At 62.9% G+C, this 17,571-nt stretch carries 17 protein-coding genes and 1 pseudogene; 8 read left to right on the forward strand and 10 right to left on the reverse strand.

Going from position 1 to position 17,571, the window contains the following annotated elements; genetic code table 11:
• Window positions 1-15 precede the first annotated feature (15 nt).
• Window positions 16-915 carry a nuclear transport factor 2 family protein gene (locus ACOOFN_RS07520; RefSeq protein ID WP_420430354.1) on the reverse strand — a complete coding sequence of 300 codons (900 nt, stop codon included), beginning with the start codon at window positions 913-915 and terminating at the stop codon, window positions 16-18.
• Window positions 916-1,096: 181 nt separating this feature from the next.
• Here ACOOFN_RS07520 and rbfA point away from each other — a divergent pair, with 181 nt between their 5' ends.
• The 4 genes from rbfA to pnp are packed head-to-tail and all read left to right on the forward strand — an operon-like array spanning window position 1,097 to window position 4,985.
• Window positions 1,097-1,549, forward strand: coding sequence for a 30S ribosome-binding factor RbfA (gene rbfA, locus ACOOFN_RS07525; RefSeq protein WP_420430356.1), 453 nt, complete (start codon window positions 1,097-1,099; stop codon window positions 1,547-1,549).
• A complete protein-coding gene (truB, locus tag ACOOFN_RS07530) occupies window positions 1,549-2,505 on the forward strand; it encodes a tRNA pseudouridine(55) synthase TruB (protein WP_420430358.1) in 957 nt (318 codons plus the stop codon). The genes rbfA and truB overlap by 1 nt, the downstream gene beginning before the upstream one ends.
• Before the next feature lie 31 nt (window positions 2,506-2,536).
• Entirely contained in the window at window positions 2,537-2,806 is a 270-nt protein-coding gene (rpsO, locus tag ACOOFN_RS07535) for a 30S ribosomal protein S15 (protein ID WP_420430360.1), read from the forward strand.
• Window positions 2,807-2,843: 37 nt separating this feature from the next.
• Window positions 2,844-4,985, forward strand: a complete 2,142-nt coding sequence (gene pnp / locus ACOOFN_RS07540; protein WP_420430362.1) for a polyribonucleotide nucleotidyltransferase — start codon at window positions 2,844-2,846, stop codon at window positions 4,983-4,985.
• Between the two features lie 60 nt (window positions 4,986-5,045).
• Here pnp and ACOOFN_RS07545 read toward each other — a convergent pair whose 3' ends face one another.
• Window positions 5,046-5,897 carry a LytTR family DNA-binding domain-containing protein gene (locus tag ACOOFN_RS07545; RefSeq protein ID WP_420430364.1) on the reverse strand — a complete coding sequence of 284 codons (852 nt, stop codon included), beginning with the start codon at window positions 5,895-5,897 and terminating at the stop codon, window positions 5,046-5,048.
• A gap of 180 nt (window positions 5,898-6,077) precedes the next feature.
• On the opposite strand from ACOOFN_RS07545, the gene ACOOFN_RS07550 reads away from it, so the two are divergent.
• A complete protein-coding gene (locus ACOOFN_RS07550; protein WP_420430366.1) occupies window positions 6,078-7,292 on the forward strand; it encodes an acyltransferase family protein in 1,215 nt (404 codons plus the stop codon).
• Window positions 7,293-7,443: 151 nt separating this feature from the next.
• Here ACOOFN_RS07550 and ACOOFN_RS07555 read toward each other — a convergent pair whose 3' ends face one another.
• The 4 genes from ACOOFN_RS07555 to ACOOFN_RS07570 form a co-directional block, all read right to left on the reverse strand.
• On the reverse strand, window positions 7,444-8,262 hold the full coding sequence (locus ACOOFN_RS07555; RefSeq protein WP_420430368.1) for an enoyl-ACP reductase FabI: 819 nt from the start codon (window positions 8,260-8,262) through the stop codon (window positions 7,444-7,446).
• Window positions 8,263-8,280: 18 nt separating this feature from the next.
• Entirely contained in the window at window positions 8,281-9,495 is a 1,215-nt protein-coding gene (gene fabB / locus ACOOFN_RS07560; protein ID WP_420430370.1) for a beta-ketoacyl-ACP synthase I, read from the reverse strand.
• Window positions 9,496-9,519: 24 nt separating this feature from the next.
• Window positions 9,520-10,050: a 3-hydroxyacyl-[acyl-carrier-protein] dehydratase FabA gene (gene fabA / locus ACOOFN_RS07565; protein WP_420430372.1), complete on the reverse strand. Its 531-nt coding sequence runs from the start codon at window positions 10,048-10,050 to the stop codon at window positions 9,520-9,522.
• Between the two features lie 137 nt (window positions 10,051-10,187).
• Window positions 10,188-10,682 (reverse strand): SH3 domain-containing protein, encoded by a 495-nt coding sequence (locus tag ACOOFN_RS07570; RefSeq protein WP_420430374.1) that lies wholly within the window; start codon window positions 10,680-10,682, stop codon window positions 10,188-10,190.
• A 110-nt stretch (window positions 10,683-10,792) separates the two neighbouring features.
• Here ACOOFN_RS07570 and ACOOFN_RS07575 point away from each other — a divergent pair, with 110 nt between their 5' ends.
• On the forward strand, window positions 10,793-11,701 hold the full coding sequence (locus ACOOFN_RS07575; protein WP_420430376.1) for an MBL fold metallo-hydrolase: 909 nt from the start codon (window positions 10,793-10,795) through the stop codon (window positions 11,699-11,701).
• A gap of 6 nt (window positions 11,702-11,707) precedes the next feature.
• Here the strand turns inward: ACOOFN_RS07575 and ACOOFN_RS07580 are convergent, their stop codons facing one another.
• A complete protein-coding gene (locus tag ACOOFN_RS07580; RefSeq protein ID WP_420430378.1) occupies window positions 11,708-12,451 on the reverse strand; it encodes a HesA/MoeB/ThiF family protein in 744 nt (247 codons plus the stop codon).
• 70 nt (window positions 12,452-12,521) lie between these two features.
• On the opposite strand from ACOOFN_RS07580, the gene ACOOFN_RS07585 reads away from it, so the two are divergent.
• On the forward strand, window positions 12,522-13,805 hold the full coding sequence (locus tag ACOOFN_RS07585) for an ATP-dependent DNA helicase (RefSeq protein WP_420430380.1): 1,284 nt from the start codon (window positions 12,522-12,524) through the stop codon (window positions 13,803-13,805).
• Here the strand turns inward: ACOOFN_RS07585 and dut are convergent.
• Window positions 13,802-14,254 carry a dUTP diphosphatase gene (gene dut / locus ACOOFN_RS07590; protein WP_420430382.1) on the reverse strand — a complete coding sequence of 151 codons (453 nt, stop codon included), beginning with the start codon at window positions 14,252-14,254 and terminating at the stop codon, window positions 13,802-13,804. The two genes, ACOOFN_RS07585 and dut, sit on opposite strands and share 4 nt — an antisense overlap.
• Window positions 14,255-14,278: 24 nt before the next feature.
• A pseudogene (gene coaBC, locus ACOOFN_RS07595) lies at window positions 14,279-15,477 on the reverse strand (bifunctional phosphopantothenoylcysteine decarboxylase/phosphopantothenate--cysteine ligase CoaBC).
• A 93-nt stretch (window positions 15,478-15,570) separates the two neighbouring features.
• On the opposite strand from coaBC, the gene ACOOFN_RS07600 reads away from it, so the two are divergent.
• The gene (locus ACOOFN_RS07600) at window positions 15,571-15,981 is read left to right on the forward strand and encodes an MAPEG family protein (protein WP_420430384.1); all 411 of its coding nucleotides are present in this window, start codon (window positions 15,571-15,573) and stop codon (window positions 15,979-15,981) included.
• Here the strand turns inward: ACOOFN_RS07600 and ubiB are convergent.
• Window positions 15,978-17,546, reverse strand: a complete 1,569-nt coding sequence (ubiB, locus tag ACOOFN_RS07605) for a 2-polyprenylphenol 6-hydroxylase (RefSeq protein WP_420430386.1) — start codon at window positions 17,544-17,546, stop codon at window positions 15,978-15,980. The two genes, ACOOFN_RS07600 and ubiB, sit on opposite strands and share 4 nt — an antisense overlap.
• Between the last annotated feature and the right edge of the window lie 25 nt (window positions 17,547-17,571).

Below are 17,571 nucleotides of genomic sequence, written 5' to 3' on the forward strand. Positions count from 1 at the left end.
GGGGTTCGGTAATTCCTACTCCGTCGGCACGATGCCCTGCACGGCGCCCTCGTAATCGGCAAAGTCAAACTGTTCAACGACGAGGCCGTCACGCAGGCGGATGACGGTCGCCTGCGGCGCCGACCAGCGATACACCATTCCATCCTCCTCAACGGGATAAAGGGCGTTCACGCTGCCCATGAATACATACCGGTCATTGCTTTCGAATACCGTATCCCATTCGAAGTTCAGAGCGATGGGATTGTATTCCGCGGCGAAATCGCGAACAGCTGCCATTGTTTCAGCACGCCCATGATGCAGAAGCCCCGCTTCGCCCAGGCCGGTCGCTGTCGGATCGCTGAACACCACGTCTTCGGCCATGAACGGCTCCATGGCATCGAAGTCGGCGGCGGAATAGGCCGCCATGTAGGCGTTGATGATGTTGTTTCCGGTTAGCGGTGCCGGCTCGGCGTCCAGCGACCGAGCGCCATCGAAATCGGTATAATCACGGTGCTCGAGAACATGGCCATCCGCGACCGTGACGATCGTGACGATCGGGAAATTATAACTGACCAGATTGTCGGGGGCGCCGTAGGTCACGTTAATCGAGCCGTCAAAAATAACACGCCCCGGGGATCCGTAGGTTCGCTCGATTTCGTATTCAGCGTCGGTAACGCCCCAGGCGCCAACGCCGGCCAGAATGGCGTCAGCACCCTGCCAGTTGATCGGGTCGCCAAAATTTTCCCGCCCCAGCGATGTCGGGTCGATGAAAACGGATTGGTCAGTCAGCAGGGCGCGCATGGCATCAAAGTCCTGTGACTGATAGGCGTTCAGCCAAGTCTGGGCGGTCTGACGTGCCGAGGACACATCCTGGGCATCGGCCGGTGAAAAAATCAGCACCAGCGAGCAAAATATTCCACCTATGGCATGCTTCATGACATGTACTCCCTGATTTCCGGTCTTATCACCGACGATCCGTCTACGATCCAGTCACAAGCGTGCGAGCTAGATTGCCGAACCGTAAGACTTGCCTTTGCGCCGCGCCTGCGTTAGACGGCGCGCCCTTTTTCAAGCGGCTGTTCCGGTCCAATCCCGGTCAATCGAAAGCGAGGTTCACATGACACGCCATGGATCACCGCACGCCGGTGGCAAACTTCCGTCCCAGCGCCAACTCCGCGCAGGCGAGCTTGTCCGGCATGCACTCGTCGAGATTCTGCGTCGCGAGGAGTTGCGCGACGAAGCGCTGCAAGGCGTGGACGTAACGATCACGGAAGTGCGGGCTTCGCCTGACCTCAAATCGGCGCGCGTATATGTGGCGCCTCTCGGCCATGGCGATCGCGATGTTGTCGCGAAAGCGCTCAATCGCGCCGCCGGATTCCTGCGTGGCAAGCTGGGCAAGGCGATCGAGATGAAATTCACGCCGGAGTTGCGCTTCATCGCCGATGACCGTTTCGACAAGGCCAGCCGGATCGACGAAATCCTTGCCCGGCCGAATGTAAAGCGCGATCTCGACCCGGGGCTCGCCGATGGCGAAGACGAGAGTGGAGACGCGACCGGGGACGAGGACTGATGGGCCGTCGCAAGAAGGGGCAGGACATTCACGGCTGGGTCCTGCTCGATAAGCCGCTCGATCTGACGTCGACGCAAGCTGTCTCTGCCGTGCGCCGCCTGTTTGACGCAAAGAAGGCCGGGCATGCGGGCACGCTTGATCCGCTGGCTACGGGTCTCTTGCCGATCGCGCTCGGCGAGGCAACGAAAACCGTGCCGCTGGTTCAGGACGGTGACAAGACTTACCGCTTCACCGTGAAATGGGGTGAAACTACCGACACGCTGGACACTGAAGGCGATATCACCGCGCGCTCAGACGTCCGCCCCGAAACGTCCGATATCGTTTCGGTTCTCGCTGACTTCATTGGCGAAATCGAGCAGGTGCCGCCGAAGTTCTCGGCCATCAAGATCAACGGTGAGCGCGCCTACGACCTGGCGCGGGACGGCGTCGATCTGGAGCTTCAACCCCGACCGGTCCGGATTGAAAGACTGGAAGTCATCGAAACGCCGAGCGCGGATGAAACCGTGTTCGAGATGGATTGCGGCAAGGGGACCTATGTGCGCAGCCTGGCGCGCGATCTGGCTTTCGAGCTCGGCACGGAGGGTCATATTTCACAGCTTCGCCGGACCCGCGTGGGCGGGTTTACGGAAAGTGCTGCCATATCGCTGGACGAATTGGCAGATTTGGCCCATAAGGGCCGCGCTTTTGAGGGGCTTGCCCCGGTCGAGACCGCGCTGGACGACATCCCGGCGCTGGCCGTGACCGAGGACGAAGCCACTCAAATCCGTCAGGGACGGGCCATCGTCCTGCTACCGCGCATTGCGCAGGAGCTCCGCGCTCTCCGACGCCCCCGAGACATTTCCGGAAAGGACGGGTCTCGCATGGCGGTGGCGATGTGCGGGGAGATGGCGATCGCTCTTGGCGAGGCCCAGGCCGGCAAATTCCAGCCGACCCGGGTCTTCAATCACAACGCTTAACGCCCGCAACAGGGCCAAGAAAGGATACCCGATGTCGATTACGCAAGAGCGCAAAGGCGCGCTTATCAACGAGTTCGCACAAGGCAAGGCCGATACCGGCTCGCCCGAGGTTCAAGTCGCGATTCTGACCGAACGGATCGTCAACCTCACCGAACATTTCAAAACCCACAAGAAGGACAACCACTCCCGTCGTGGCCTTCTTAAAATGGTGTCTCAGCGCCGCCGCCTTCTCGACTACCTGAAAGGCAAGGACGAAGCCCGCTACAAAGCGATCATCGAGAAGCTGGGCCTGCGCCGCTAGACGACAATTCCCACGACGGGATGAAAGCACGTACGAGATGTTTGATATTCACAAAGAAACGATTGAATGGGGCGGCCGCGAGCTGATCCTCGAAACCGGCAAGGTTGCCCGTCAGGCTGACGGCGCAGTCATGGTCACCTATGGCGAGACGACCGTCCTGGCGACGGCTGTCGGTGTCAAAAACGTCAAGCCGGGAGCCGATTTCTTCCCGCTGACGGTCAATTACCAGGAAAAATACTTTGCTGCCGGCAAGATCCCCGGCGGCTTTTTCAAGCGCGAAGGCCGGCCGACCGAAAAGGAAACGCTGACCTCGCGCCTGATCGACCGTCCGATCCGCCCGCTCTTCCCGAAAGGCTTCAAGAACGAAGTCCAGGTGATGCTGACGGTGCTGTCGCACGACATGGAAAACGACCCGGACATTGTCGGCATGGTCGGCGCCTCCGCGGCGCTGTGCATTTCCGGCCTGCCCTTCATGGGCCCGATCGGCGCGGCCCGCGTCGGCTATATTGATGGCGAATATGTCCTGAACCCGCTGGTCGACGAGATGGGCGACAGCGCCCTTGACCTCGTGGTAGCCGGAACCGGCGACGCCGTGATGATGGTGGAATCGGAAGCCAAGGAGCTGTCCGAAGACATCATGCTCGGCGCCGTGATGTTCGGCCATGAGCATTTCCAGCCGGTAATCGACGCGATTATCCGCCTGGCTGAGAAATCGGCGAAAGAACCGTGGGATTTCGCACCGGAAGATCATTCCGAGCTCGAAGCCAAGGTTCGCAAGCTGGTCGAAGCCGATCTGCGCAAGGCCTACAAGATCACCGACAAGTCGGATCGTTCGGCGGCCATTTCTGCCGCCAAGGACAAGGCCAAGGAAGCGCTCGGCGAGAGCGATGACAATCCGGACGGCGTGCCGGGCAATGTGCTTGGCGATGTGCTGAAGGCGGTCGAATCCTCGATCGTCCGCGGCGACATCATCAAGACCGGCAAGCGCATTGACGGCCGCAAGCTGGACGAGGTCCGCAACATCGAGGCCGAAGCCGGCATCCTGCCGCGCACGCACGGTTCCGCGCTGTTCACACGTGGCGAGACGCAGGGTCTGGTGGTGGCCACGCTGGGCACCGGCGAGGACGAGCAATTCATCGACGCTCTGACGGGAACGTACAAGGAGCGCTTCATGCTCCACTACAATTTCCCGCCTTACTCGGTCGGTGAAACGAGCTTCCGCCTGGCTCCGGGCCGTCGCGAAATCGGTCACGGCAAGCTGGCCTGGCGGGCGATCAACGCCGTGCTTCCGAGCGCGGAAGAATTCCCCTACACGATCCGTCTGGTCTCCGAGATCACTGAATCCAACGGATCGTCGTCGATGGCGACGGTCTGCGGTTCCTCGCTGGCATTGATGGATGCCGGTGTGCCGATCACGCGTCCGGTTTCCGGCATTGCGATGGGTCTGATCAAGGACCCGGAAGGTGTGGCAGTGCTGTCCGACATCCTCGGTGACGAGGATCATCTCGGCGACATGGACTTCAAGGTGGCGGGTACGTCTGACGGTGTCACCTCACTGCAGATGGATATCAAGATCGCCGGTATCACCGAGGACATCATGAAAACCGCTCTCGAGCAGGCCAAGGGCGGCCGGCTGCACATCCTCGAGCGGATGAATGATGCGCTGGGCGAAGCCCGTGAGGAAGTCGGCGAATACGCACCGCGTATCGAGACGATCACCATTCCGACGGACAAGATCCGCGACGTGATCGGCACCGGCGGCAAGGTGATCCGCGAGATCGTCGAGACCACCGGCGCCAAGGTCGACGTCAATGATGACGGCGTGATCAAGATCGCCTCGTCGGATGCCAGCTCGATCAAGGCAGCGCTGGACTGGATTCGCGGGCTGACCGCGGAGCCGGAAGTCGGCGAGATCTACAAGGGCAAGGTCGTCAAGGTGATGGACTTCGGAGCCTTCGTGAATTTCTTCGGACCTAAGGACGGGCTCGTGCACGTCTCGCAGATGAAGAATGAGCGCGTCGGACATCCCAAGGACGTTGTTGCCGAGGGTGACGAAGTCTTCGTCAAGCTGATGGGCTTCGATGATCGCGGCAAGGTTCGCCTGTCGATGAAAGTCGTCGACCAGGAGACCGGCGAAGAAGTCAAAAAGGAAAAAGAGCCGGCTGACGAGGAGGAATAGTCCTCCCCTGCCACTGGCTGACTGAATGGCCCCGCCGGCGCAAACCGGCGGGGCCTTTTTCTATGCGGAAGGAATCCGGTCGCGATATCGCCGGCTGCCCGGCACTTGCCGGCCCGTGTTGAGAGTCAGTGTAACATCGCCCTCGCCCGTCGGCTTGATCTCCGAAATAGCGGCCTGGTTGACCAGCCAGGAGCGGTGCACGCGCACCGCATCAATGCCGGCTTCAACCAGCTGGTTTTCCAGCTCGACCAGGGTGATCCGCGCCAGGTGCTGACCCTTATCCAGATGGATCTCGACATAATTGCCGGCGGCTTTAGCGCTGACGAAGCGATTGGCCTCGAGGCGAACGACCCGTCCACCACATTTAAGGGTCAGGCGCCGGGTCGACCGGGCGTGCTGGCGTGCCGCGTCCAGCTCCAGCCGGGCCATTGCGATCTGGCGATAGACAAAGATGAGTGCCAGTGGCCCGACATAACCGGGCAGCAGCTTGCGATATTCATAGATCACGACCTGCACCGGTTTGCCATTGAACAGATCATAGGAATGATCGAACAGGACGGGCCAGGCGAGCGCGCGAAAGCCCCCCATCCAGGCGATGGTGATCGCGGCAAAGACAAGGCTGCCGGCGAGATGCACCGGCACCGCGACCATCCAGGGGCTCGCCCCGACCGGTGCCAGCCGTTCGACCCAGCGCACGAAGAAGAAAAGCGGCACGATCACGACCATGCTGGTGCCTTCGAGAACCCAGGGTTCGAGCCAGGGTGCTTCGACACCCTCAATGTCGCGTTCAATCAGTATGGATGTTGCGCTGACCACCCAGACGGCCAGCAATATCGCCGCCATTGTCCAGAAGGCACGCCGGCCGACCCGGGCTTCGGCGGCCCGTTCGCGCTCGTAATCCGACAGGGTCATGTCGGCACTGTGCCATGAAGTCCCGGCCAGGCAAGATGATGCATCGTCACCTGTCCCGCCAGACCGCCATTTATCCCCGAACCGTCATTTTCATCCCAAACTGCCGCGCCTTGCCCCGACGCGTTATGCCGGGATGAGAATTCGTCATCAGGTGCAGGGCATCGCAACAGGAGCATGGACATGTCCGCATTCGGCGCCGTCAATCCGAGTGCCGCGTTCACCCGCCGCCACGATCTCGACTGGCTGCGGATCATCGCGTTCGGCCTGCTGATTTTCTACCATATCGGCGTATTCTACGAGTCGGACGGCTGGCACGCGGCGAGTGTTTACCAGCTGCCGCAGCTCGAACCCTTCATGGGCCTGTCGAACCCTTGGCGTCTGCCGCTCCTGTTCTTCATTTCGGGCGTCGCGATCCGCTTCCTTTCGGACAAGCTTGGCGCGCTGCGCTTCGGCGCGGACCGCAGCTGGCGCCTGTTCCCCGTCATCCTGTTCGGCATGTATGTCGTGGTGGCGCCCCAGTCCTATGTCGAGGTCACGCGGACCGGGCAGTTCTCCGGGAACTTCATGGAGTTCTACCGCCTGTATGCGGGCGAGTGGGCCGGGCCGTGGAGTATCCACACGCCGACCTGGAACCATCTCTGGTACGTGGTCTATCTCTTTGTCTATTCGTTGCTTCTGGTGCCGTTCCTGCCGCTTCTGCGGCGCCTCGCCGACAGCCGGGCGATGGCCTGGCTGGGCCGGCAATTCAATCGCAAGCTGCCGGGATCCCTGCTGATTATCGCCCTGCCGGTTCTGCCCTTGCTGTTCTATCGCTTCACCCTGGTACCGGCCTATCCGGTGACGCATGCCCTGCTCGACGACTGGGCAAACCACGCGATCAGCCTCACCTTTCTGCTCTACGGTTTCCTGATAGCCAAGAATGCGGCGGCCTGGCAGGGGGTCTATCGTACGCTGCCACTGACCGGTGTCCTTACCCTGATCGCCATGGCCTCTCTGTTCACGGCCTACCTGAATTGGAAGGCGGTGCAGGCGGATGAGGGCTTGCTCCTGGCCGCCCGTATCGCCCGGGTCGTATTCGCCTGGACGATGATACTGACCCTCGCCGGTCTCGCCCACCGGTTTCTAGATCGCGATGGCCCGATCCGCCGCTATTTCACCGAGGCGATCTTCCCCTACTACATCCTTCACCAGACGATTATCGTGGTCGTCGGCCAATGGCTCACCGGGTTCGCTCTTGGCGTCGGGGTGGAATTCGGATTGCTGACCTTGGCGACCGTGGGCGGGTGTGCCATCGGCTATGAGCTGGTCCGGCGGATACCGCCCCTGCGCCCGGTCTTCGGGCTGAAGCTGGCGGCGCGGCGGCGGACGGTATCGCATGCCCGACCGGCGGGATAAGCGGGTTTCTGGGCGACCAGCCATAGGCCACTCTGCCGCCATCGCCATGAATCGGGCAGCGGATGGCGAAAGGACGTAGAGCGATCCGGAAACAAAAAACCCCGCCGGAGCAGGCCGGCGGGGCTTTTCAACCCTTACGGCTCAAGACGGCCTACTCATCCTCATCCATGGTCGGCACTGCCACGGCGTGGAAGCCGGCATCGACATGCAGTGTCTCACCCGTGCAGGAATGTCCGAGATCGGACAGGAGGTAGAGCGCCGCGCCGGCGACTCCTTCCATCTTCGTGTCTTCTTTCATCATTGACCAATCGCGCCCGGTCTTCATCAGCCCCTTGCCGCCGGAAATACCGGCCATGGCCAGGGTACGCATCGGGCCGGCCGAGAGCGCGTTGACGCGAATGCCGGACGGGCCGAGATCGCGCGCCATGTAGCGCGTCGAGGCTTCCAGCGCTGCCTTCGCAACGCCCATCACATTGTAGGACGGGACGACCCGTTCCGAGCCGAGATAGGTCATTGTCACCATCGATCCGCCATTCGGCATCAGGCGCGAGGCGCGCTTGCCGGCATCGACGAAGGAAAAGGCGGAGATTTCCATCGCCCGGCGCCAGCCTTCGCGGGTGGTGTTCTCGGTGAAGGAGCCGACGAGCTCGTCCTTGCCGGCAAAGGCAATGGCGTGAACGAGGAAGTCCATCGTGCCCCACTTGTCCTCGATCGCCTTGAAGCAGGCGTCCATCGAGGCATCGTCTGTGACGTCGGCGGAGAGCATGAAGGGCTCCTGGCCGAGGCTTTCGACCAGCGGACGGACCCGCTTCTCCAGCGCTTCGCCCTGGTAGGAGAAGGCGAGTTCTGCGCCCTGGGCGGCGAGCTGCTGGGCGATGCCCCACGCAATCGAGTTCTTGTTGGCGACGCCCATGACGAGGCCGCGCTTGCCCTTCATCAGATCGCCCTTGGGGAAAACAGTGTCAGACATGGCAGGATCCTCGCTGGGTTAGACTTTCGAGACGACGACAGTGCCGTTCGTGCCGCCGAAGCCGAAGGAGTTCGACATGGCGGTGTTGAGCTCGGCCTCACGGGCCTCGGTGACGATGGGCAGGCCGAGTTCGGCAATGTCGGGATCCATCTCGAACACATTGATCGACGGGGCGACGAAGCCGCCCTGCATCATCAACAGCGTGTAAGCGAGCTCGTGCGCGCCGGCGGCGCCCAGCGAGTGACCGGTCATCGACTTGGTCGCGGAGATCATCGGTGCATTGTCGCCGAAAACTTCCTTGACCGCCTTCATCTCGGCGATGTCGCCGACCGGCGTCGCGGTGGCGTGCGGGTTGAGATAGTCGATCGGTGTGTCCACGGTTTCCATCGCCAGCTTCATCGCGCGCACCGCGCCTTCACCGGACGGGGCGACCATGTCATAGCCGTCCGAGGTGGCACCATAGCCGGTGATCTCGGCGAGAATCGGCGCGCCGCGTTTTTTCGCACGCTCGTATTCCTCGAGCACGAAGACGCCGGCGCCGGCACCGCCGACAAAGCCGTCGCGATCCTTGTCGAAAGCACGCGAAGCCTGTTCCGGCGTGTCATTGTACTTGGTCGACATGGCGCCCATGGCGTCGAACAAATTCGACAGCGCCCAGTGGATTTCCTCGCAGCCGCCGGCGAACATCACGTCCTGCTTGCCCCACTGGATCTGCTCGGCCGCCGCGCCAACGCAGTGCAGCGACGTCGTGCAGGCCGAGGTGATCGAATAGTTCACGCCGAGAATCTTGAACGGGGTGGCGAGTGTCGCCGAAGCCGTCGAGGACATGGCCTTGGGTACAGCGAACGGGCCAATGCGGCGGGGACCTTTTTCGCGCGTAATGTCGGCGGCGGCGACGATGGTACCGGCCGACGGCCCGCCCGAGCCCATGATGATGCCGGTACGCGGATCCGAAATGTCGTTTTCCGGCAGGCCGGCAGCAGCGATCGCCTGTTCCATGGCCATGTAGCACCAGCCGGCGCCCTCGCTCATGAAACGGTAGACGCGCTTGTCGACATGCTGGGCCGGATCGATGTCCGGCTTGGCGCCCACCTGGCACTTGAAGTTATGGTCGGCGAAATCCTGCATGAAACGGATGCCGGACTTGCCGGCGCGCAGGGAAGCGGCGACTTCGTCGGCATTGTTTCCGATGGGAGAGATGACGCCCAGACCGGTGATCACAACACGGCGCATTGATGAACTCCTTGTCGGGGTGGATCAGCCCTGCTGGCGGGCGAGATCTTCCGGTTTGAACAGGCCGACCTTGAGGTCCTTGGCCTTGTAGATTTCCTTGTCGTCGGCGAGCAGACGCGCGTCCGCAACGCCGAGGACGAGCCCGCGGCGGATGACTTTCTTGAGGCTGATCTCGTAACGCACCGTCTTGACGTCCGGCGTGACCTGGCCGGTGAATTTCACCTCGCCGCAGCCGAGTGCACGGCCCTTGCCGGGATTGCCGTCCCAGACCAGCCAGAAACCGACAAGCTGCCACATCGCGTCGAGACCGAGACAGCCAGGCATCACCGGGTCGCCCGGGAAATGGCATTCGAAAAACCACTTGTCGTCGCTGATATCGAGTTCGGCGATGACCTCGCCCTTGCCGTAGACACCGCCCTCGTTGGAGATATGGGTGATGCGATCCATCATCAACATGGGCGGGGCCGGCAGCTGGCCGTTCTCCGGCCCGTACAGCTCTCCGCGGGAGGAGCGCAGCAAGTCTTCGTAAGAAAGCGAGTTCGGACGTTCTGTCATTTTCGATCCCGGTCGGTGACGGTCCGTTATGTTGCTTTGAGGCGGTGAACCAAGCCGTCAGATATCCACCGCTTTCGAGCGTCAGCGGTATCATGAGGCCATCGAAGGCTCAAGGCAGGGAGGCTGTGCCGATCCAGTCAGTCGAGGCCCAGATCGGAGGGCAACAGCCCCCAGACCGTGTCGGCCGGCGCCCAGCCGTGCAAGCCCTGCGCTTCCAGCCGGCACCAGCCGTCCGCGCAACGTTCGAGATCGAGAATCGCGCCGGCTTCCGCCACCGCCTCGATATTGGCGTCGGGGTCGGGCCGGATACGCAGCGCGATCTCCGCCGGGGCGAATACGGTACGTCGGCCCGACAAGAGCGAATGGTGCATCCAGGTCACTTCGCCATCGGGATCCTCGACACGGCGCCAGTCGGGGGCTTCGGCGGTCACGCGCAGCGGCAATCCCTCGCGCACATAGCGCCAGACGATCGGGTGGTCGCGGCTCGGGCCGGCGCGGCCATGGGCAACGCCAACCTTCAACGAGACGAAGCGCGGCACCGGGTAACCAGAGGGGGTTTCGGCAGCCTGTCCCAGCGCCGGTCCTGTGGCCAGGAGGCAGAGAGACAGCAAAGCGAAAATCCCGGTGCGCATGGGATGTCCTTGCGGCCATCCAGGTGAACAGTGAGTAAATTGACCGTGATTCGCGAGACGCCCACGAAACCGCGCCCTATAGTCCCGCAAAATCCGACGGAGGCCTCCACATGAAAATCCTGACTCACCTGGCTGCAATGGCCGTGCTCGCGGGCAGCGCCCATGGCCTTCAGGACCGCGAGATAACGTTTGAAAACACCGAATTGCGCGGCGGAATCATCATGATATCGACCGGCATGGGCGGTAATCTCGGCCTGTTCATGGGCGAGGACGGACTGTTGCTGATCGACGATCTGTTGCCGGGCACGGGACCGCTGGTTGAAGCGGCGATTGCCGAGATCGCGGGCGAAGGCGTACCGCGCTTTATTCTCAACACGCACTGGCATGGCGACCATATCGGCGCCAATCCGCATTTCCACGAAGCGGGATCGACGATCGCCACCCATCACAATATCCGCACCCGCATCCTCGAAGCCGACGACGAATGGATCCAGGATGAAGGGTACCTGCCGCTGCTGACGTTCGGGTCCGACCTGCACTTCCACATGAATGGCGAAACCGTGCGCGCCATCCACGTGCCGGCCGCTCACACGGATGGCGATGCCATCGTGCATTTCGAGACAGCCGATGTGATCCACATGGGAGATGTTCTGTTTTCCGGCCTCTTCCCCTTCGTCGATCTGCAATCGGGCGGAACGGTCGAGGGTTTCGTCGCGGCGATGGAGACGGGCTACGCCATGGCCGGCAGCGACACGCAGATAATTCCCGGCCACGGCCCGTTGTCGACGCGCGAGGACATTCAGGCATCGATCGACATGGTGCGGGCCACGCAGGCCATCATCACGCCGATGGTGGAGGCCGGCATGTCACTCGACGATGTGCTCGCCGCCGAACCGCTCGCCGACTACCATGATGACTGGAATTGGGGTTTCATCTGCACGCCGCGCATGGTGGCCACGCTGTATCACGATGCGGCCGGCACGGCAGACGGCCACCCGCTGGCGACCAGCTGCGACTGATCGCGACTAGCGACAAACCGGGCAGGCTGGGTCCTTGGGAATACGCAAGGTCCGGCTGGTCCCCGCGAGGCCATCGTGCAACCAGAGGCGGCCGGTCAGCGGGTCGCCGGCGCGGGTGATCCATTTGATCGTCTCCAGCGCCATCATCGAGCCGACAAGCCCGGTCAGCGCGCCGACGACGCCGACGCGTTCGCAGGTCTCTGCATCAGGCGGAATCTCGGGTACGAAGCAGCGATAGCAGGGCTGGTCGCGGTCAATGCCCGAGGCGAAGAGGCCGACCTGGCCCGACCAGCGCCCGATTGCGCCGGAAACGAGTGGCGTTTCAAGGCTGTGGCAGGCCGCATTGACCGCAAAGCGGGTCTCGAAATTGTCGCAACCGTCAAGAACGATATCGACGTCGCCGAGATGATCGGACGCGGTCTCCGCAGTCACTGCAGCCTCGCGCGCATCCACAATGACATGCGGATTCAGTGCCGACAGGCGGTCGGCGGTTCGTTGTGCCTTGCCGCGCCCGATATCAGCGGTGTGAAACTGGATCTGGCGTTGCAGATTGTCGAGGCTGGCCGTATCCGGATCAATGATCCGGATGGTGCCAAGCCCCGCGGCCGCTAGATAGAGCGCGGCCGGCCCGCCGAGACCGCCGGCGCCGACGATGGCGATGGATGCCGCCTTCAGCCGCTGCTGGCCGGGGCCGCCAATCTCCTTGAGGACGAGGTGGCGCGCATAGCGCTGGATCTCTTCATCCGTCATGCATTCCGGTTAGCACCGGGCGCGCAGTCTGCCTATGGCGGTTTGTCAGCGAACAGGCCAGTGTGGCGCCATGCCGTTGCCCGCAACCCCGTCCGATCCGACCCGAGCTGCCCTCGATCTGTTGATCGCGGGTGGCGCCCACATATTCCTTACCGGACGGGCGGGAACCGGTAAAACGACTTTGTTGAGGCGCTTTCTCGAACAGGCCGGCACGCGCGCCGCAGTGGTGGCACCAACCGGCGTGGCGGCGATGAATGCCGGTGGCCAGACAATTCACTCTTTCTTCCGGTTGCCGCCACGGTTGATCGAACCGCAGGACGTGAAGCGTCTGCGCCATGCCCGCGTGCTGAAGGAAATCGAGACCCTGGTGATCGACGAGATATCCATGGTGCGCGCCGACATGATGGCCGCTATCGACCGGTCCTTGCGTCTGCACCGGGATTCGTCGGAGCCTTTCGGCGGCGTGCGGATGTTGGTGGTCGGCGATCTGGCGCAACTGCCGCCCGTGGTGGACGGGCAGATCGCGCAATATCTCGACGAGCTCTATGGCGGGCCCTTCTTCTTCAACGCGCCGGGATTTCGCGATGCGGGCTTCCTGCGGGTCGAACTCGACACGGTGTTCCGGCAATCCGACCCGGATTTCATCGATATCCTCGCGGCCGTCCGCGAGGGGGATGTCGGCAAACGCGAAGCAGCGCTGCTGAACCAGTGCGTCACGCAGGCGACCGGTTTCGATGCGAGCGCAAGCCATGTCGTGCTGACGCCGACCAACCAGGCAGCGCACGACATCAACACGGCGCGGCTGGCAGCGTTGCCGGGCGATGTCTCGGCCTACAGTTCGAAGACGGAGGGTCAGTTCGATGCGCGCCTGTTTCCCACCGAGGATCCGCTGATCCTGAAGCCGGGCGCGCGGGTGATGATGATCCGCAATGATCCGTCAGGGCGCTGGGTGAACGGCACGATGGGCATGGTGGCGGAACTGGAAAAGGACGCCGTGCGAGTACAGGTCGGCGAAGACGTCCACCGGGTCGAACCGGCGGCCTGGGAGCGCTATTCCTACAATTATGACGCGGCGAAGAAATCGATCGACAAGTCGGTGGTCGGGGCGTTCAAGCAATTGCCGCTGCGGCTGGCCTGGGCGATGACCGTGCACAAGTCGCAGGGCCTGACGCTGGACAAGGTCTATATCGACTTTTCGCGTGGCATGTTTGCGCACGGCCAAGCCTATGTGGCGCTGTCGCGGGCGCGCGCGCTCGACGGTTTGAAACTGTCACGGCCCTTGCGGCCGCGCGACCTGGTCATCGATCCCCGGATCAATGATGTTGGCGCGTACTGCCACGATACGCGGGTTTAGACCCCCGTCGATCCGAACCCGCCGGTTCCGCGCACGGTTTTGCCCAGCTCGGCGACCGGGGACCATTCGATACGGGTAACCGGGGCGACGACCATCTGCGCGATGCGCTCACCGCGCCGGATCTCGAACGGTTGTGCGCCGTGATTGATCAGATTGACCTTGATTTCGCCGCGATAATCGGCGTCGACCGTGCCCGGCGAATTGACGATGGAAATGCCTTTCTTGGCGGCGAGACCCGATCGTGGGCGGACCTGCGCCTCGTAGCCGTCCGGCAGGGCGATCGAGAGGCCTGTCGGCACGAGCTTCCACTCGCCCGGCTGCAGGACGAGCGGCTCGCTTTCCGCGACGGCTGCCGGCAGGTCGAGACCTGCACTGGCGGGTGTCTGGTATTGTGGCAGGTCGAGCCCGGCAAAGTGCTCCAGCGGCGTTACCTGGACAATCACGCTCATCGGCAGTCTCCCGTTTCCGACTGCCTAGCTTGTGGCGAAGTGGTCGTCCATTGCCGCGGCGAGGTTTTCCGCAAGTCTCTGCTTGGGGGCGCGTGGCCAGTGCGTTTCGTCACGGCCGGTGATCAGCCAAGCGGCGTTTTCGTCCCCGCCCATGACATCGCCGGAGACGTCATTCGCGACGATCCAGTCGCAGCCTTTTCGTTGCCGCTTGGCGCGGGCGCGATCCAGAACGTCATGGGTTTCCGCGGCGAAGCCGATAACGAGTGACGGGCGCGTCAGGCGATGGCCAGCGACGGTTTTCAGAATGTCGGGATTCTCGGTCAGTTCGAGCGTGGCAGCATGCGCCGATTTCTCTGCCTTGCGGGCCTGGCGGTGTGCCGGGCGCCAGTCGGCGACCGCGGCCACAGCGACAAAGGCGTCTGCGGGCAGACCGGATTCCACGGCGGCCAGCATGTCGCGTGCGGTCTCGATATCGACGCGTTCGACGCCGTCGGGACAGGCAAGGCAGGTCGGTCCCGACACCAGCAGGACGCCGGCGCCGCGTGCCGCGAGTGCTTTGGCGACGAGATAACCCTGCTTGCCACTCGATCGGTTTGACAGAAAACGCACCGGGTCGATCGGTTCGAGCGTCGGACCTGCGGTGACGATGATCCTGCGGCCAGCGAGCGTGCTCATGCGTGGGTCTGCGACAGCAAGCCTTCGACAGTCGCGGCGATCGCCGCCGGCTCGGCCATGCGGCCCGGACCGAACTCGCCGCACGCCATTTCGCCCTCATCCGGGCCGACGAAATGAACGCCGTCGGATTGCAGCGTCGCGACATTGCGCCGAACGGCCGGATGCTCCCACATGCGGACATTCATCGCCGGCGCCATCAATACCGGCTTGTCGGTCGCGAGCAGGGCGGTGGAGGCGAGATCGTCGGCCAGACCGTTGGCGCACTTGCCCATGAGATCCGCAGTGGCCGGCGCGACGACAACCAGATCGGCCGAACGCGACAATTCGATATGCCCCATCTCGACCTCGTCGGTCAGCGAAAACAGGTCGGTATAGGCTTTCTCGCCGGACAGGGCGGCGACGCTGAGCGGGGTCACGAATTTCTCGCCGGCCCGCGTGAGGATTGTGCGGGTGCCGATATCGCGGCGCTTCAGTTCGCGGACGAGCTCGAGCGATTTGTAGGCAGCAATGCCGCCGCCGATGATCAGCAGAACGCTTTTTGCGGACATGTCGTCCTCCTTGCCGAGCGTCCTAGCGCGAAATGGCTCGCGAGTGGAGACCAAAGCACGCTAGCGTGATGCTGCTCATATAGGGAGACAAGCATGCCATCGATACTTGTTGCCGCGACCGCGCTCGCGGGCCTGACCCTGTTCGTCTATTTCCTGCTGACCGTGGTCGGCGTCATCGCCAATGCGAAGGGCGAGCTGTCCAAGGAATATTCCCTGACCAAGGCCGGCGCGCCGCCCCCGGCCTATGTCGGCAATATCGGCCGGAACTTCGTCAACCTGCTTGAACTGCCGGTCCTGTTCTATGCCCTGGTGGCCTTCCACCTGGCCAGCAGCATTGCCGTGTCACCGACGCAGCTGATGCTGGCATGGGCATTCGTGGCCCTGCGTTATCTGCACACGCTGGTGCACATCACGGCGAACCCGTTGGGTCTGCGCTTCCTGCTGCACCGCGCGTCGGCCGTGGTTCTGGTCGTGATGTGGGTGAATTTCGCGCTGGGGCTCTAGGCGAGACCGAACAGCGCGGCACCCGCCGCGCCAGCCAGGACCGAAAGTGCGCCATAGCCGATCCAGCGCCAAAAACGGCCGCTCTGCCGGCGCCCGGCAAGCCGATCGAGACTTGCGTCATCGAGGCGCACCTCGCCGCTGCGCAGTTTGGCGCCGGCGCTGGCCCAGTCCTCAATGGCTTCCGGCAGTTTCCTGACGCTGCTGCGCAAACGCGTCAGATCGTCGAGCAGGTCAGCGGCCATGCCTTCGGGGCCGAGCTCCCGCTTCATCCACTGCTCGACGACAGGGGCGGAGGCCGCCCACATGTCGTGTTGCGGGTTGAGCTGACGGGCGACTCCTTCGGACTGGACCATGGTTTTCTGGAGCATCACCAATTCCGGCCGCAAATGCATGTCGAACAGATCGGTGATCTCGAAGAGCTGCAAGAGGACCCGGCTCATCGGCATCTCGTCGGCGCGCTTGCCGAAAATCGGCTCGCCGACGGCGCGGAGCGCAGACGCGAATGCATCGATCGAGTGGCGCGCCGGCACATAGCCGGCGTCGAAATGCGCCTGGGCTGCGCGCCTGTAATCGCGCGTCAGGAAGCCGTGCAGAATGGTCGCCAGGAAGCGTCGCTCTTCGCGGCCGATCCGTCCCATGATGCCGAAATCGACGGCCCAGAGGTTTCCGCTGCGATCCGCAAACAGGTTTCCTGCGTGCATGTCGGCGTGAAAGACACCGGTTTCCAAGGCCGTCGACAGAAAGGCGCGCGTCAGCGTGGTTGCGAGCGCTTCGCGGTCAATCCCGGCAGCATCGAGCGCCTCGAGATCGGTCAGCGGGATGCCTTCGATCCATGCGGTGGTGAGGACCCGTTTGCCCGACCGTTCCCAGTCGACATCGGGTATGCGGAAATCCTCGACGACCGAAGCGGCTTCGGCCAGTTCGCTTGCCGCAGCGGCTTCTAGCCGCAGATCCGTCTCCAGTTCTGTCGCCCGTGCAACGGTCTCGACAAATTTCACGGGCTCGAGGCGTTTGGCTGCCGGAACCATTCGCTGCACCAGCGCTGCTCCGAGGCGCATGGCACGGATATCCTTTGCCAAGCGCTGCTCGATACCGGGGCGCAGGATCTTCACGGCGACTTTCCGGCCATCCGTCGTGATCGCCTTGTGGACCTGGGCGACCGACGCCGCATTCATCGGTTCGCCAAAGCTCTCGAATTCGGTTTCCAGTGGCGCGCCGAGCTCTTTCTGCAGAATGGCGACGGCTTTTTCCTGCGCGAAGGGCGGCATTTGATCCTGCAGGCGGGACAAGCCGCGCGCGAAGCGTTCGCCGACGACATCTGCACGCGTGGCCAGAACCTGGCCGAACTTCACATAGGACGGGCCGAGCTTTTCCAGCGCCCGCGCCAGGCGTTCCCCCGGATTGGCGGCCTCGCCCGACCGCGACATCAAGCGCGTGAAGGCCGCAAACCCCCTGATCGATGGCGGAAACTTGTCCTGGTATTCGCGCGGAAAAATGGCGTCATAGCGCGCCAGCATGAAGCCGGCCCGGGCCAATCGGGCAAGAGAGGAAAGCGTCCGCATCATCGGGGAAAGGGTTTAGTGCGCCACA

Origin of the sequence: Hyphobacterium sp. (assembly GCF_965217055.1) — a bacterium.
Taxonomy (GTDB): Bacteria; Pseudomonadota; Alphaproteobacteria; order Caulobacterales; family Maricaulaceae; genus Hyphobacterium.